Source organism: Rhodococcus sp. HNM0563, from assembly GCF_012726195.1.
Lineage (GTDB): Bacteria > Actinomycetota > Actinomycetes > Mycobacteriales > Mycobacteriaceae > Rhodococcus.
Window position 1 is genome coordinate 117,998 of record NZ_JAASAF010000009.1, and the last position, 15,626, is coordinate 133,623.

Below are 15,626 nucleotides of genomic sequence, written 5' to 3' on the forward strand. Positions count from 1 at the left end.
TGCCCTAGTAGGAACGCGGCAGTCCCAGCGAGTGCTGCGCCACGAAATTCAGGATCATCTCGCGGCTGACCGGGGCCACCCTGGCTATCCTGGCGGCCCCCAGCATCGCGGCGAGACCGTACTCCTGAGTAAGTCCTCCTCCTCCGTGCGTCTGTATGGCCTGGTCCAGGCTGGCGATAGCAGCTTCACCCGCTGCATACTTGGCCATGTTCGCGGCCTCGGCTGCGCCGAAATCGTCCCCGCTGTCGTAGAGGGACGCGGCCTTCTGCATCATCAGCTTCGCGAGCTCGACTTCGATCTTGCGCTGCGCCAACGGGTGTGCAAGACCTTGATGCGCACCGATCGGTTCCTTCCATACGGTACGTTCGCCTGCGTATTTCACTGCGGCATCGAGCGCGTAGCGACCCATACCGACGGCCATGGCTGCGCCGAGGATGCGTTCGGGGTTGAGTCCGGCGAACAACTGCGCGAGTGCCGCGTCGGGCTCGCCGACGAGTGCGGCCGCCGGAAGGCGGACGGCGTCGAGGAAGAGGGTGAACTGACGGTCGGGTTCGATGATGTCCATTTCCATCGGAGTCTTGGTGAACCCGTCGGCATCGGTAGGCACGATGAACAGCGCGGGACGCAGCTTCCCGGTGCGGGCATCCGTGGTGCGAGCGACGATGAGGACAGCATCTGCCTGATCGACGCCCGAGATGAACACCTTGCTGCCCGACAGAATCCACTCGTCGCCGTCACGCTCGGCGACGGTGCCGATCTTGTGGGAGTTCGAACCGGCGTCCGCTTCGGTGATTCCGAAGGCCATGATCTTCGATCCGTCGGCAAGCCCGGGCAACCACTGCTGCTTTTGCTCCGATGTTCCGTACTTGGAGATGATGGTTCCGCAGATGGCGGGTGAGACGACAACGAGCAGCAGGCCACATCCGTGTGCCGCGAGTTCTTCCTGCACCAGCGCCAATTCGTAGATTCCGGCACCGCCGCCGCCGTACTCCTCGGGAAGGTTCACACCGAGAAATCCGAGTTTCGCTGCATCCGACCATAATTCGGTCAGCGGCTCGTTCCTACGTGATTTCGGAAGTACGTAATCGACGTAGTTGTAACGTTGGGCCAGAGACGCTACGGCTGCTCGGAGCGCTTTCTGTTCTTCCGTTTCGACGATGTTCATTCACGTTCTCCTGAGGTAGCGGATCGATCCTCACCCGGGACCTGATCCTCGCCCGATACTTGATCCTCGGCGGATACGACGGCAAGCACTGTGCCGACGTCGACCTGGGAGCCGACGACGACCGCGAGCTCGGTGAGCACTCCAGCACTGGGCGCAGTAACCGTGTGCTCCATCTTCATCGCCTCGAGCCACAGAATGGGCTGGCCTGCGGTGACAGTGTCACCGACAGCCGCACCGAGTCCGATCACCGAGCCCGGCATGGGGGCAAGGAGTGATCCCCCGTCGCGGTGCGATGCGGGATCCGCGAAACGCGGTACCACCTGTAACCGGACCGGTCCGAGCGACGAGTCGACGTGAACGGTGTCGTCGTACCGCGCGACGGCGAACTCACGGCGCACGCCGTCGTGGTCGAGGACGACGCGTTCGGGCATGCACTCGACAAGGACGACGCCGGGGAATTCGTCTGCCACCAGTCCGGTCCTGGTACGGCGATACCGGATTTCATGCTCACCATGGTTGCCGAGAAACTTCTTGGTCTGAGGCGCCGAGGGCAAGTTGCGCCATCCCGCCGGAATACCTGCTCCGACGGTCGCTGTGGCGCGATTGTTCGCCGAGTCCGCCAGGGCGGCCACAAGCGCGGACATCGCTTCCGCTTCCGGGGACGCGACCGCGGCCGACAGCGTGCCGAGACCGTGTGTGCCGAAGAACGCGGTATCGGTGTCGCCTGCCAGGAATGCCGGATGACGGAGCACGTTCACCAGAAGGTCGCGATTGGTGTGGATTCCATGGATCTCGGCTCCGATGAGCGCGCGTGCAAGTATCCGTGCGGCGGCCGTCCGTGTCTGTGCGAAAGAGATCACCTTTGCGAGCATCGCGTCGTAGTGAATTCCTACCTGCGATCCGTCGACGACACCCGAATCCAGTCGGATACCGTTGCTGCGGAGTGCTCCGAACTCGATGACTGTGCCCGGCACCGTAATCCGGTGCACCACCCCGGCCTGCGGTCGCCAGTCATGCGCCGGGTCCTCGGCATAGAGCCTGACCTCGATCGAATGCCCACGGACCGGGGGTGGTTCGGGGTCGAGTTTGGCGCCGTCGGCGATGCGCAGTTGCAGATCGACCAGATCGAGCCCGGTCACACATTCGGTGACGGGGTGTTCGACCTGAAGACGAGTGTTCATCTCGAGGAAGTAGAAGTCGCCCGCATCTCCGGATGTCAGGAATTCGACGGTGCCAGCCCCCTCGTAGCCGATGGCTTCGGCGGCACGACGAGCGGCATCGAACAGCTTGTCGCGCATACCTGGAACTGCCTCGACAAGCGGTGAGGGCGCCTCTTCGACGACCTTCTGATGCCGGCGCTGAATAGAACATTCCCGCTCGCCGACCGCCCACACGGTGCCGTGCCGATCCGCGAGCACCTGCACCTCGATGTGTCGTCCGGTGTCGAGATAGCGCTCGCAGAAGACCGTCGGATCACCGAACGCCGACTCCGCTTCCCGGCGGGCCGCCTCGAGTTGCGCGGGCAGCTCTCCCGCCGACCGCACGATCCGCATCCCGCGTCCACCACCGCCTGCGGACGCCTTGATCATGACGGGCAGGTCGGCGTCGGTGACCCGGTCCGGGTCGAGTTCCGTGAGGACCGGTACGCCTGCGTCCGCCATGATCTTCTTCGCCTCGACCTTCGATCCCATGCGGGAGATCGAGTCGGGACGCGGTCCGATCCAAGTGAGTCCGGCGTCGAGAACTGATTGTGCGAACTCGTGGTTCTCGGAAAGGAATCCGTATCCGGGATGGATCGCATCGGCACCGGCGGCGTGCGCCGCCGCGATGAGCGCGTCCGCGTTGAGGTACGTGTCTGCGGGCGAGGTTCCCGGGAGCCGCACCGCGACGTCCGCGTCGGCCACGTGCGGACTGCCTGAATCGGCGTCGGAGAACACCGCAACGGTGCCGAGTCCTGCTCGGTGGCACGACGCGAACACTCTCCGGGCGATCTCTCCACGATTGGCGACGAGAACGGTCTCGATCCCCGCCTGGAACACCGCGTTGCTTGCTGTGTCGGTCACTGTCTACCTCACATCCGGAAGACGCCGAAGCTGTCGGCGCCCTCGATCGGCGCGGTGGCGATCGCCGAAAGGCACATGCCCACCACTGTGCGGGTGTCGCGGGGGTCGATGATGCCGTCGTCGTAGAGCCGTCCGGACAGGAACATCGGCAGTGATTCGGCCTCGATCTGATTCTCGATTGCGGCCCGCATCGCCTCGTCCGCAGCTTCGTCGAACGCCTGACCCCGAGACTCTGCTGCGGCGCGCCCGACGATCGAGATGACGCCGGCAAGTTGCGCACCACCCATCACCGCCGATCGCGCACTCGGCCACGCGAAGAGAAAGCGCGGGTCGAAGGCACGCCCGCACATGCCGTAGTGCCCTGCTCCATAGGATGCGCCGAGCAGGATCGAGATGTGCGGCACGGTCGAGTTGGCGACCGCGTTGATCATCATGGCACCGTGTTTGATCATGCCGCGTTCCTCGTACTCACGGCCGACCATGTACCCGGTGGTGTTGTGCAAGAACAGCAGTGGCGTGTCCGCACGATTCGCCAGCTGGATGAACTGGGCGGCCTTCTGCGATTCCTCGTTGAACAGCACACCCCGGGCGTTGGCGAGTATGCCGACCGGGAATCCGTGCAGCTGCGCCCATCCGGTGACGAGCGACGACCCGTACAGGGGTTTGAACTCGTCGAAATCGGAGTCGTCGACGATGCGGGCTATCACCTCGTGCGGGTCGAAGGGCCGCTTGAGGTCGCCGGGCACGATCCCGATCAGCTCTTCCGCGTCGTACCGGGGTTCGGGCGCGTTCGGAACGGCCGAGGGTCCGCGCTTGCGGTGGTTGAGCCTCCGCACGATGTTGCGCCCGAGGCGCACTGCATCGTGTTCGTCGACCGCGAAGTAGTCGGCCGAACCGGATGTGCGGGCGTGCATTTCGGCACCGCCGAGGGCTTCGTCGTCGGATTCTTCACCCGTGGCCATCTTCACGAGCGGGGGCCCGGCCAGAAAGACCTTGGACCGCTCCTTGATCATGACGACGTGATCGGACATGCCGGGTATGTAGGCGCCGCCGGCAGTGGAGTTGCCGAACACCAAGGCGATGGTTGGGATACCGGCGGCAGACAAGCGCGTGAGGTCGCGGAAGAGGCGCCCGCCGGGAATGAACACCTCTTTCTGGGTAGGTAGATCGGCCCCTCCCGATTCCACAAGTGAGATCAGCGGCATCCGGTTCTGGAGAGCGATATCGTTGGCGCGCAGACTCTTGCGCAGGGTCCACGGGTTGCTGGTGCCACCGCGTACCGTCGGGTCGTTTGCGACGATCACGCACTCGACGCCTTCGACGACGCCGATACCCGTGACCACACTGGCTCCGACGGGGAACTCGGTGCCCCAGGCCGCGAGAGACGAGAGTTCGAGGAAGGGCGAGTCGGGATCGACCAGCAGTTCGATCCGCTCCCGGGGCAGAAGTTTGCCGCGGTCGTGGTGCCTGCGGACGTACTTCTCGCCGCCGCCCGCGAGCGCCTTGAAATTCTCGGCGTCCAGGTCCGCGAGGCGCTCGCGCATCGCGTCGGCGGCAGCACAGAATTCGACGGAGTCGGGATCGAGGGACGACGGCAATATGCTCACCCGTGATACCCCAATCGCTTCGCGGCAAGTTCGATGAGGATCTCGCTGGTGCCTCCGCCGATACCGAGAATGCGCATGTCGCGGTACTGGCGTTCCACTTCGGACTCCGCCATGTAGCCGAGCCCACCGAAGAGTTGGACCGCCTGGTGCGCGACCCATTCGCCGGCCTCGACCGCGGTGTTCTTCGCGAAACACACCTCGGCGATGAGGTCCAGGTCGCCTCCGACTGCCCGTTCGACGAGGGCTCGCGAGTAGACGCGGGCGACGTCGATCCTGCGCGTCATGTCGGACAGGGTGCGCTGCACGGCCTGGCGAGTGATCAACGGGCGGCCGAACGTCTCCCGGTCGCGGCACCAGGCGATCGTCAGGTCGAGGCACCGCTGGGCACCCGAATAAGCCTGGGCGGCAAGGGCGATGCGCTCGGAAACGAAGCCTTGGGCGATCTGGAAGAAGCCGGAGTTCTCGGCGCCGACGAGGTTGGTGACCGGAACCCGGACGTCGACGAACGACAGTTCGGCCGTATCGGAGGCTCGCCAGCCCATTTTGTCGAGCTTGCGGGATACCGTGAACCCCGGTGTGCCCTTTTCGATCACGAGCAGTGACACGCCTCCCGCGCCCGCCCCGCCGGTCCGGACGGCGGTGACGACGAAATCGGCGCGGCAGCCGGACGTGATGTACGTCTTGGCGCCGTTGACGATGTAGTGGTCGCCGTCGCGCACCGCGGTGGTGGTCAGGTTCCCGACGTCGGATCCGCCGCCGGGTTCGGTGATCGCGAGCGACCCGATGAGCTCGCCCGCGAGTGTGGGCTTCACCCATCGGTCGATCTGGTCGGGATCACCTGCGGCAATCAGGTGGGGCAGAGCGATCCCGCAGGTGAACAAGGATGCGAATGCGCCGCCGGAGGCTCCGGCCTCGTGGAATGCCTCGCACACGGTGAGTGTGTCGGCACTGTCTCCGCCGGAGCCACCGACCTCTTCGGGAAAGCCCACGCCGAGCAACCCGAGCGCAGCCGCCTTCTTGTGGAGTTCACGGGGAAGTTCGCCATCGCGCTCCCATTCGTCGAGATACGGCAGGACGTCGCGTTCGACGAAGCCGGTGACGGTCTCGCGCAATGCACGGCGCTCGGGGCTGTTCCAGATGCTCATGTGTGATCCTCCAGGAAGTCGATCGGGATGTCGAGGTGGCGGGACCGCAGCCATTCGCCGAGCCCCTTGGCCTGCGGGTCGAATCTCGCGCGGGATGCCACACCCCTGCCGAGGATGCCTTCGATCACGAAGTTGACGGCCCGCAGATTCGGCAGCAGGTGGCGCGTGACGTTCAGTGGCGCGGTTTCGGGAAGGAGAGTCTTGATGAGGTCGATGGTGAGAGTGTGTGCCAGCCAGCACCATTCGTCGTCTCCGCGTACCCACACGCCGATGTTGGCGTCACCGCCCTTATCTCCGCTGCGTGCGCCGGCCACCGCGCCGAGCGGTGCGCGACGGGTGGGACCGCCGGGGAACGGCGCGGGCAATTCAGGTGCATCGAGTGGGTCGAGGGTCCGGGTCTGTTCCGCAACCGGCACCTCGACGCGCGACCCGTCGGGAAGAACGGCCACGTGGGGAACCTGTGCGGCGTCGACGTAGCCCGCCGTGTACACGCCGTAGACACTTCCGGAGCCGGGCGGCGCGGTCAGCGACAATCCGGGATATCCGGCGAGCGCGAACTCCACCGCAGCCGCAGTGAATCCGCGTCCGACGACCTTCGGGTCGGGGTCACGCACCGTGCAGCGCAGCAGCGCACTCGCAGCTTCCTCGGTGTCCGCGTCGGGGTGGTCGGTGCGGGCGAGGGTCCATTCCAATTCGGCGGGACGGGTCGGCAGGTTCGCCTCCATCTGGCGCCGCATGAGTTGCGCCTTGGCCTCGATGTCGAGTCCGGTGAGGATGAATTCGACCTGGTTGTGGAATCCCGCGAGGGCGTTGAGGCACACCTTGAGTGTGGGCGGTGGCGCCTCACCCCGCACGCCGGTGAGCCTGACGCGGTCGGGGCCGACCTGTTCGAGCCGGACTGTATCGATTCGTGTGGTGACGTCGGGGCCCGCGTAGCGCCCGCCTGTGACTTCGTACAACAGTTGCGCCGTCACGGTTCCCACGGTGACCGCGCCACCTGTCCCGGGGTGTTTGGTGATCGTCGACGATCCGTCGGCCTCGATCTCGGCGATCGGGAATCCGGGACGCTCGAGGGTGTCGAGTTCGGTGAAGAACGCGTAGTTGCCGCCGGTTGCCTGGGTACCACATTCGATCACGTGCCCTGCGGCGACCGCGCCCGCGAGGGCATCGAAATCGTCTCGTGCCCAGTCGAAGTGGGCGGCGGCTGGACCGACGATGACAGATGCGTCGGTGACGCGTCCGGTGACGACGATGTCGGCGCCCGCGTTCAGACAATCCACGATCCCCCACGCGCCGAGATAGGCGTTGGCGGTGAGCGGCGGAGGGTCGCCGGTCAGGCCGATTTCCTCGACGCGGGCGATGAGATCGTCACCTTCGACGTGAGCGATGTTCGGAGCGAGTCCGAGTGTGTCCGCGAGATCGCGCAGTGCTGCAGCGAGACCCGCGGGGTTGAGTCCGCCCGCGTTCGCAACCAGGCGTACGCCCTTGTCCAATGCAAGACCCATGCACTCTTCGGCTTGGCGCAAGAATGTCTTGGCGTAGCCGGTGGCGGGATCCTTCATGCGGTCGCGGCCGAGAATCAGCATGGTCAGTTCCGCGAGATAGTCGCCGGTGAGATAGTCGAGTTCGCCGCCTTCGAGCATCTCGCGCATCGCTGACAGGCGATCTCCGTAGAAACCGGAGCAGTTGCCGATTCGCACTACGGCGGAGCGCTCCCGATTCACTGTGCTTTCCCACTTTGTTCGCGACCGGATCCGGGCGGGCCCGCGAATGCCTGCGCGATGTCGAGCCAGGCGTCGGCATCCGGCCCGCGTGCGACGAGCGCGGTGTCGCTGCGGTGCACACGCTGTGTGACGAGCAGGCAGAAGTCGAGTGCCGGACCGGTCACCGATTGCGCAGCGTCGTCCGGCCCCCAGGTCCAGGTGCTGCCGTCCGGTGCGGCGAGCTCGACGCGGAACGGCTCCGCCGGGACCGCGCGATCGCGGAGGACGAACGCGAAGTCGCGAGTGCGGACTCCGATGTGCGCGACGTGTCGCAGGCGTGTCGTCGGCCTGGGTGCCGTCCCGAGCGCCGCCGCGACGTCACGTCCGTGCGCCCAGGTCTCCATGAGCCGCGCCGTCGCCATCGATGCCGCCGACATGGGCGGCCCGTACCACGGGATCTTCTCCCCCGCGGGGACGTCGGCAAGGGCACGGCCGAGGGATTCGCGGCAGTGCCGCCATTCGGCGAGTAGATCCCGAGGCGGTAGGGCTGCATACTCACCGGCGCCTTCGTCGACGAATGTCGTTGCGTCGGTGATTTTTGCGGTCTCGGCGACGAACGTGGTGGCGTCGGTGACCGCGGTGAGTGCCGCACGGTCGGTCCACAGCAGGTGGCCTATCTGATGTGCCACAGTCCATCCCGCCGCCGGGGTGTCGCGACGCCAGTCGTCGTCGGACAGATCGGTCACGAGCGCATCGAGGGCGTCGCCTTCGGCGCGTAGATCACCGAAGAGCCCGGGCAAGTCCGCCATGCGACCAGCGTCACACGACCCCGCACATAAATCAAGCGCTCTTGATTGTTTTTTGTGGAAGCTTCCGGCCCGAGCCGAAATCAGACCCCGTATCCACCGTCGACATCGAGCTTCTGCCCACTGATGAATCCGGCGCGATCCGACGCGAGGAACAACACCGCCTCAGCGATGTCGCGAGCGTTCCCGAAGCGGCGCAACGGAATGTTCCGCTTGGTCACCTCGAGAGCGTGTTCGTCGAGATCACCGGACGAGATGAGCCGGTCCGCCATACCGTCGACGAGCATTCCGGGCCCCACGCTGTTGAATCGCACCCCGAATCGGCCCTCCTCGGCCGCAAACGCCCGCACGAGTGATTCGACCGCGGCCTTCGGCCCCGCAGAGAGCCCGTCCCGGACCGGATAACGTGTCGTCGCCGCGGTGGTGACGGCCACGACCGATCCCGTCGTGCGACGCAGTTCCGGAAGGACCGCGGACACGAGATTGAAGAACGCTTTGGTCTCACCATCCACTGCCGCACCGAACTGCGCCGGCGATACTCCCGACAGGTGAATCATCGGTATGTGCGGGCCCGCTGCATGCACGACGATGCGGACTTCGTCGAACTGTTCGCAGACGCTACTCACCCAGCGGGCGGTTGCCTCGTGATCGGACAAGTCGAGGGCGTCCCCTCTACTGACGACGCCGAGACCACGGAGTTCCACGGCCAACTGTTCGGCCGCCTCCACCCTGCTTCGATATGTGAAGGCCACGTCGTGGCCGGCTGCGGCGAAACTCCGGCAGATCTCGGCACCGATTCCGCCGGTGCCGCCGGTCACCAGGACCGCCCCCTGCCCCACATCCGCACTGTCCTCAGTGCGCATATTCTGCTCGGTCGACACTGATCCCCCGGTGTGTGAGCTGCCAACCACGGCGATGCTTCCTCCTGTGTCGTTCGGTGCTGCCTGCATGAGCCGCTGCGACCGTACAAGGAGTACAGCGGGGCTTCGGGAGCAAATCCCACACACAGGTATTCCCGGCCGGATTTCCCGAAAGGCCGATCCGTCACGGTGCGGCGGTGCTCCCCCGGGTCGCTCCGGTCCGCCTGGACCGGACGATCATGCGTAGGAGTTCACCCGCGGGACCCTGCAGAACGCGCGGAGGTCGCCACACCGCGCGCAACACCCGCGAGAGGTCCAACCCATCTACAGCGACCACTTTCAGCTGCCCGGACGCGACATGGTCGGCGACGGCGAAGGTGCTCAGCACGGCCGGCCCGACCCCACCGAGTGCGCTGGTGCGCACCGCCGCTCCGCTGCCCAGTTCGAGCAGTGGAGCCGGCCGTCGGTACTCCTGCAATGCGAGGTCGAGGGTGCGTCGTGTGCCGGATCCTTCCTCTCGCACCACCAAGGGCGTCGCAGCGAGTTCGGCCACCGTGAGTGGCCGACGACGGTGTGCCCACGGATGGCCCGGTTCCACCACGACGACCAGCTCGTCACGCGCCACTTCCACACTGTGCAGGCCGGTGGGGACACTGGGACCCTCCACGAATCCGACGTCGCATCCGCCCGCCGCAGCGATGTCGCACACCTGCATGGAATTGTGTACCTGCAACTGGATCTGGACGTCGTCGTGGACGGCGCGGAAGGCACCGAGCCATCGCGGGATCAGGTGTTCCGCGACGGTCATCGAGGATGCGACCACGAGTTCGGGATGATCTTCGGCGCTGAGCGCCGCTGCCGCGTCGAGCAGTCGGTGCGTGTCTGCGAGAACTTCCCTGGCCCAGTGCGCAACCACCGTGCCCTCCGGGGTGAGAACCGATCCGGACCGGCCGCGCTTCACGAGCACGGCACCGAGCTGCTTCTCGAGGCGCCGGACCGACCGCGTCGCGTTCGGTTGCGCCATCCCCACCATCCGGGCCGCGGCCCCGAGACCCCCGTGGTCGTCGATGCCGACGAGCAACTCCAGCGCTGCGAGATCCGGCCACTCGGTCATGCAGAAACGATATGCCAACGCTGTCGCTGAGGCAGAATGCGGCCATGTCGTCATTCGGTATCGACCAAGCCCGAGATGTCCTCGCCGCGCAACCGTTCAGCGTCCTGATCGGCGCGCAACTGTCGGCCTACGGCCGGGAGGGCGTGACGCTCGAAATCCCGCTGCGACCCGAACTGCTCCAGCAGTTCGGATTCGCACACGGCGGAGTTCTGTCGTACGCAGCGGACAATGCGATCACATTCGCCGCAGGCACCGCGCTCGGACCGTCGATAGTCACGACCGGATTCTCCATCGACTACCTACGTCCGGCGCAGGGAACACTGCTGCGCGCCCATGCTCGCGTCGTCGAATCCTCGAAGCGCCAGGCGCTGTGCCGGAGCGAGATCGTCGTGGTCGACGAAGTCGGTTCGGAGAAGGTGTGCGCGGCGGCCCAGGGCGGCGCCCGCCTGATCGAACTCTCACGTTGAGAGCAGGATCAGGACGAACGCGCAGACCCCGAGCGCTGCAACCGTGCCTGCAAGCAGCAGGTTGCGCCACAGGAAGTAGGTGTCGCCACCCACGTCGAGCCCGCGCACTCGCGCGCGGTGACTCCTCCTCGAGCTGAACAGCAGTACCAGCACAGGTACGAGGCACAGAAGTCCGATCGACGCGACGACCGGGCCGGGCCCAGGAACGAATCGCATGAAGCCCAGCACGATCGCGCCGAGCACAGCTTCGGTGCGCAACCACGCGAGTGAAGTGCGCTCGGGTTGCAGGCCGGGATCGTCGTGCCGCATAGGCGCTCACACCACGAGGGCCACGGCAAGAACGATCCCCGCCACCGCCAGCAGTCCCGCGAGCAGGTACGCGGCCCACGGGAACGGCAACGGCAGGCCCGAGCGCATGGCCTTCTCGACAGTGATCCATCGCAGCACCGCAATGACCACGAACACGACGGCGAACCCGAGCAGGACGCACGACAGCGCCGTGCGCACCACCGGTTCGATGACGTCACCGGCGAACGTCTCGAGTGCTACCGCTGCGGCGATGAGACCGAGGGCGGTGCGAATCCATGCGAGGAATGTGCGTTCGTTGGCGAGGGTGAACCGTGGGTCGGGTTCGGTGCCCTCGCGCAGCACCCGCGGACGTCGGTCTCGTCGCGTTGGACTCACATGGCGGACTCTAGTCCGGTCGGCTTCCGTTCACCGGTTACCGCGCGGTGCTTCAGCCGACGACCACGTCCGTGCCTCGCGCCTCCGCAGGTCGCGACTTCAGCGGTTTCTTCGCGGGCCCCTCGACGGGTGCCCCGTCGAGCGCGAACTTGCTGCCGTGGCATCGGCACACGATCAGGTCGTCCTCCACATCGGTGATGTTGCATCCCTGATGGGTGCAGATCGCAACGAACGCGTGGAAGTCCCCGGCGGTCGGCTGGGTGACGATGAGTCGCTTTCCTCCCAGGAACACGCCACTGCCGACGGGCACGTCGGCAACTGCGGCAACAACCTCGGCGTCCGGTCCTGGAGGTGCGGTGGTGGTCGCGGCAGGCGTGGGCTGCGGCGCCGGTGAGGTCGGTGCGCCGCATGCCGTCAGCGCGCCCGCCGCCACCGCGGTACCCGCGCTCGACAACACGACTCGCCGGGACATCGAGGAGGGGTCGCTACTCATTCACACTGTCCGTTCCGGTCGCTGACACATCCCGCTCAGCGTAGCCGCGCACCAGCGGCGGGGCCGCGACCTACGTCACCGCCCCGCCCTCGTCGCACGACTCAGTGCAGGGCGACGGCAGTCGGATCGCTCGGCTGCGCCGACTTCCTGCGCGGCAGGAAGGCCGCCGGGATCAGCGCGACCGCCATGACGAGCGTCGCCACCAGGAATGTGTCGCCGAAGGCATCGGCAAGAGAGCCGAGGACGGTCTGCTGCACCTCGGGTGGAAGCTGCGCGAGCATCTCTGCGTCGGGTTGACCGGTCGTCCCTTCCGGTGCCCCGTCGGGGGCGATGATCCGGCTCGTGAGGATCACGGACATCGTGGCCGTGCCGATCGAGCCCGCCGCCTGCTGGACGATGTTCATCAACGTCGAGCCGCGCGCGATGCTGTGATCGGTGAGCGTCTGCAAGGCCGCGGTCATCGTGGGCATCATGGTGCAGCCCATGCCCATGCCCATGACGAACAGCGCCCCGAGCAGGAGCGGGTAGCCGGTGTCGACACCGACCTGCGTGAACACGGACATGCCCGCGATGATGAGCACAAGACCGACCAGCACGATCTTGCCGGGCCCGATGCGGTCGACCAGCTGTCCGGCGACGGGCATCGTGAGCATCGCGCCGAGTCCCTGCGGGGCGAGGAGCAACCCGGCCATGAGTGTCGTTTCGCCGTGCACCTGGAGGAAATAGCTCGGGAACAGCAGGCCGGCACCGAAGAAGCCGATCGCGAAGACCGTCATGGTGAGGACCGCAAAGGTGAGCTGCCGGTTCTTGAACAACCTCAGGTCGATGAGCGGATGGTCGGTGCGTACCGCATGGAACACGAACGCGGCGATGAGCGCGACCCCGACGATGCCGGGAACGAGAACCCGAGCCGAAGCGACCGTGCCGGTCTCCGGCAGCGACGACACACCGAACAGGAACAGCGCCAGGCCGGGCGACAGCAGCAGCATTCCGACGAAGTCGAACGATTCGGACTTCTTCGGCGAATCCTTCGGGAGCACGACGAAGGCCGTGAGCAGCGCAACGGCACCGATCGGGAGGTTGATGAGGAAGATCCAGTGCCAGCTCGCCACGTCGATCAGCCAGCCACCGAGGATGGGGCCGCCGATGGGACCGAGGAGCATGGGGATACCGAGAACCGCCATGACGCGACCGACGCGCTGTGGTCCCGCGGCCCGCGTCATGATCGTCATGCCCAGGGGCATGAGCATGCCGCCGCCGAAGCCCTGGAGGACGCGGAATCCGATCAGCGAGGTGACATCCCACGCGAGGCTGCACAGAACCGAGCCGGCCACGAACAGAACGAGTGCGGTGAGGTAGAGGCGCTTGGTACCGAACCGATCGGCCGCCCATCCGGTGAGCGGAATCACACTGGCGAGAGCGAGGGTGTAGCCGGTCATCGTCCATGCGACCGTCGCGTAGCTCGCCTGGAATTCCGACATGAAGGTCGGAAGCGCGACGGAGACGACGGTGACGTCGAGGATCGACATGATGGCACCGAGCACCACCACCGACGCAATTTTCAGGACTGCAGCGTCGAGTTTCGTGTCCGAGGCCGAAGAATCTGCAGGTGGCGCTGTCATGGGCTACTCCGATGAATGCAAATGGCTTTCCGCCTGATTGGAATCGAGGTGGCAGGCCCGCGCGAGAGAGCGCCGGTGGTCGTGGTAAATACCGGAACGCGTGCGCACCGTTTGCCGATCCTAACGGCGATGGCCGACGCGCCCAAGGGATTTATCGCCGCACGGCCCCGATCAGGGGAAGTCGACGGCGGCGGCGACCGAGTTCGACGAGCGCGGCTCGCTCGGTGATCTTGATTCGTGGCCGGCCGCTCGCGCGACCCGCGGCACGTTCCGCAGCGTCGATGGTCCGCCATCCGTCGAGGTCGACGCGGTCCGGACGCCGCTCGGCCAGAAGCTTCCCGAGACTCCTGCGGTTGCCCCGCGGCGCTGCCAGCCGACCCGAGTCGAAGTCGGCGAGCAACGCGGCGACGGTTTCCTTGGCGCAGGCCTTGTTGGTGCCGATGACACCGCTCGGACCGCGCTTGATCCAACCGGTGACATAGACACCGACGTCGACGCGGCCACCGGTACTGGGGACGACGGCACGCCGGTCGTCGAACGGCAGATCGGGAACCGGCACACCTCGATAGCCGATCGACCGCAGGACGAGTCCCGCGTCGATGTCATCGACGTCATCGGTCGCCCGCGCAACGAGCGCGCCCTCGGGATCTTCCACCATCTCGGTGCGCGCGACCCGGACGCCGTCGACACGGTCCGCGCCGAGCACCTCCGAGGGGACGGCGTGGTAGCGGAAGACTATGCGCCGATTGCCCTCCCGCACCTCGCGCGCGGCGTATTCACGCGCGAGCTGCACGCGCATCGCCACGGCGGGGTCCGTCGCCACAGCGTGCTCACCGGCCTCGTCGAGTTCCAGGTCGGCTTCGTCGATGACGATGTCCACTCCCTCGAGCTCGCCGAGCGCGAGGAATTCGGGGTTGCTGTATGCGGCCTGTGCAGGCCCTCTGCGGCCGAGGAGAACGATCTCACGGATATTGCTGTGCCGCAGCGCCTCGAGGGCGTGATCGGCGATGTCGGTGCGCGCGAGGTCCTCGACGTCCATTGCGAGGATACGGGCGACATCGAGTGCGACGTTGCCGTTGCCGACGATGACGGCGCGTTCACCGGACAGATCGAAGGTGCGCTTCGCATAGTCGGGGTGGCCGTTGTACCAGGCCACGAATTCTGTGGCTGCGTGGCTGCCCTCGAGATCTTCGCCCGGAATGCCGAGGCGACGGTCGGCGGAGGCGCCCACCGCGTACACCACCGCGTGGTGGTGGTCGAGCAGTTCCGCGTGGGTGAGGTCGCGGCCGATCTCCGTGTCGAGGTGCAACGCGAAAGCGTCGCGACGGAAGGACCACTCGAACGACTCGGTGACCGCCTTCGTACCGGGATGATCGGGCGCGACGCCGGCGCGAACCAGTCCGAACGGGGTCGGCAGCCGATCGAACATCTCGACCTCGACATCGGATCGCTCGAGCAGTTCCTGCGTCGCATAGCAGGCGGCGGGACCGGCGCCGACAACCGCGACGCGCAGCGTTCCGCGATCCCGCGGCGCAGCCGGTGTCGGCACGAGAGGATTCCAGCCTTCCGGCATGGGGTGCGCCCGGTAGTAGTCGGCGTTGATCTCGGCGAAGCGGGCCTGGGACGGTTCGAGCTTGTCGTCGGGAAGGATTGCTTCGACCGGGCATGCGTCGGCACATGCACCACAGTCGATACAGGTCTGCGGGTCGATATGCAGCATCTCCGCCGACCCGAATTCACGCTCGTCGGGGGTGGGGTGAATGCAGTTGACCGGGCAGACGGCGACGCAGCTTGCGTCGTTGCAGCACGTCTGGGTGATGACGTAGGCCATGGCGAGATCCTCGAAGGGTGGGCGGCACAGCCGCGTTTGCATGTAACACGCTGTAACAGTTACCTG

14 protein-coding genes are annotated in these 15,626 nt (G+C 66.2%); 1 reads left to right on the forward strand and 13 read right to left on the reverse strand.

Annotation, left to right across the window (positions count from 1 at the left end):
* Window positions 1–4: 4 nt before the first annotated feature.
* The 8 genes from HCA61_RS20105 to HCA61_RS20140 form a co-directional block, all read right to left on the reverse strand.
* Window positions 5–1,165, reverse strand: coding sequence for an acyl-CoA dehydrogenase family protein (locus tag HCA61_RS20105; RefSeq protein ID WP_169689974.1), 1,161 nt, complete (start codon window positions 1,163–1,165; stop codon window positions 5–7).
* Window positions 1,162–3,204 (reverse strand): biotin carboxylase N-terminal domain-containing protein, encoded by a 2,043-nt coding sequence (locus tag HCA61_RS20110; protein ID WP_169690121.1) that lies wholly within the window; start codon window positions 3,202–3,204, stop codon window positions 1,162–1,164. Before HCA61_RS20110 ends, HCA61_RS20105 begins: the two co-directional genes overlap by 4 nt.
* A gap of 32 nt (window positions 3,205–3,236) precedes the next feature.
* Window positions 3,237–4,835 carry a carboxyl transferase domain-containing protein gene (locus HCA61_RS20115; protein ID WP_169689975.1) on the reverse strand — a complete coding sequence of 533 codons (1,599 nt, stop codon included), beginning with the start codon at window positions 4,833–4,835 and terminating at the stop codon, window positions 3,237–3,239.
* Entirely contained in the window at window positions 4,832–5,980 is a 1,149-nt protein-coding gene (locus HCA61_RS20120) for an acyl-CoA dehydrogenase family protein (protein WP_169689976.1), read from the reverse strand. The genes HCA61_RS20115 and HCA61_RS20120 overlap by 4 nt, the downstream gene beginning before the upstream one ends.
* Window positions 5,977–7,704 (reverse strand): acyclic terpene utilization AtuA family protein, encoded by a 1,728-nt coding sequence (locus HCA61_RS20125; RefSeq protein WP_346777613.1) that lies wholly within the window; start codon window positions 7,702–7,704, stop codon window positions 5,977–5,979. Before HCA61_RS20125 ends, HCA61_RS20120 begins: the two co-directional genes overlap by 4 nt.
* On the reverse strand, window positions 7,701–8,492 hold the full coding sequence (locus HCA61_RS20130) for a TIGR03084 family metal-binding protein (protein ID WP_169689977.1): 792 nt from the start codon (window positions 8,490–8,492) through the stop codon (window positions 7,701–7,703). The genes HCA61_RS20125 and HCA61_RS20130 overlap by 4 nt, the downstream gene beginning before the upstream one ends.
* Window positions 8,493–8,572: 80 nt before the next feature.
* Entirely contained in the window at window positions 8,573–9,352 is a 780-nt protein-coding gene (locus HCA61_RS20135) for an SDR family oxidoreductase (protein ID WP_169689978.1), read from the reverse strand.
* A 181-nt stretch (window positions 9,353–9,533) separates the two neighbouring features.
* Window positions 9,534–10,463: a LysR family transcriptional regulator gene (locus HCA61_RS20140; protein WP_169689979.1), complete on the reverse strand. Its 930-nt coding sequence runs from the start codon at window positions 10,461–10,463 to the stop codon at window positions 9,534–9,536.
* A gap of 44 nt (window positions 10,464–10,507) precedes the next feature.
* Between HCA61_RS20140 and HCA61_RS20145 the strand changes: the two genes are divergently transcribed.
* A complete protein-coding gene (locus HCA61_RS20145) occupies window positions 10,508–10,930 on the forward strand; it encodes a PaaI family thioesterase (RefSeq protein WP_240959891.1) in 423 nt (140 codons plus the stop codon).
* Here HCA61_RS20145 and HCA61_RS20150 read toward each other — a convergent pair.
* The 5 genes from HCA61_RS20150 to HCA61_RS20170 all read right to left on the reverse strand — a co-directional run bounded on the left by HCA61_RS20150 (window position 10,922) and on the right by HCA61_RS20170 (window position 15,560).
* Complete coding sequence (locus HCA61_RS20150) at window positions 10,922–11,239, reverse strand: DUF202 domain-containing protein (protein WP_169689981.1); 318 nt, start codon at window positions 11,237–11,239, stop codon at window positions 10,922–10,924. The two genes, HCA61_RS20145 and HCA61_RS20150, sit on opposite strands and share 9 nt — an antisense overlap.
* A gap of 6 nt (window positions 11,240–11,245) precedes the next feature.
* Window positions 11,246–11,614 (reverse strand): DUF202 domain-containing protein, encoded by a 369-nt coding sequence (locus HCA61_RS20155; protein WP_169689982.1) that lies wholly within the window; start codon window positions 11,612–11,614, stop codon window positions 11,246–11,248.
* Window positions 11,615–11,666: 52 nt separating this feature from the next.
* Window positions 11,667–12,107 carry a Rieske (2Fe-2S) protein gene (locus tag HCA61_RS20160; protein ID WP_169689983.1) on the reverse strand — a complete coding sequence of 147 codons (441 nt, stop codon included), beginning with the start codon at window positions 12,105–12,107 and terminating at the stop codon, window positions 11,667–11,669.
* A 101-nt stretch (window positions 12,108–12,208) separates the two neighbouring features.
* Complete coding sequence (locus HCA61_RS20165) at window positions 12,209–13,729, reverse strand: DHA2 family efflux MFS transporter permease subunit (RefSeq protein WP_169689984.1); 1,521 nt, start codon at window positions 13,727–13,729, stop codon at window positions 12,209–12,211.
* Between the two features lie 151 nt (window positions 13,730–13,880).
* Complete coding sequence (locus HCA61_RS20170; protein ID WP_169690123.1) at window positions 13,881–15,560, reverse strand: FAD-dependent oxidoreductase; 1,680 nt, start codon at window positions 15,558–15,560, stop codon at window positions 13,881–13,883.
* Window positions 15,561–15,626: the final 66 nt, after the last annotated feature.

Excerpts from the sequence above, each read along its gene's own strand:
- HCA61_RS20105 (WP_169689974.1), bottom strand. The coding sequence starts at position 1,165 with ATGAACATCGTCGAAACGGAAGAACAGAAAGCGCTCCGAGCAGCCGTA.
- HCA61_RS20120 (WP_169689976.1), bottom strand. The coding sequence starts at position 5,980 with ATGAGCATCTGGAACAGCCCCGAGCGCCGTGCATTGCGCGAGACCGTC.
- HCA61_RS20130 (WP_169689977.1), bottom strand. The coding sequence starts at position 8,492 with ATGGCGGACTTGCCCGGGCTCTTCGGTGATCTACGCGCCGAAGGCGAC.
- HCA61_RS20135 (WP_169689978.1), bottom strand. The coding sequence starts at position 9,352 with ATGCGCACTGAGGACAGTGCGGATGTGGGGCAGGGGGCGGTCCTGGTG.
- HCA61_RS20140 (WP_169689979.1), bottom strand. The coding sequence starts at position 10,463 with ATGACCGAGTGGCCGGATCTCGCAGCGCTGGAGTTGCTCGTCGGCATC.
- HCA61_RS20145 (WP_240959891.1), top strand. The coding sequence starts at position 10,508 with ATGTCGTCATTCGGTATCGACCAAGCCCGAGATGTCCTCGCCGCGCAA.
- HCA61_RS20150 (WP_169689981.1), bottom strand. The coding sequence starts at position 11,239 with ATGCGGCACGACGATCCCGGCCTGCAACCCGAGCGCACTTCACTCGCG.
- HCA61_RS20160 (WP_169689983.1), bottom strand. The coding sequence starts at position 12,107 with ATGAGTAGCGACCCCTCCTCGATGTCCCGGCGAGTCGTGTTGTCGAGC.
- HCA61_RS20165 (WP_169689984.1), bottom strand. The coding sequence starts at position 13,729 with ATGACAGCGCCACCTGCAGATTCTTCGGCCTCGGACACGAAACTCGAC.
- HCA61_RS20170 (WP_169690123.1), bottom strand. The coding sequence starts at position 15,560 with ATGGCCTACGTCATCACCCAGACGTGCTGCAACGACGCAAGCTGCGTC.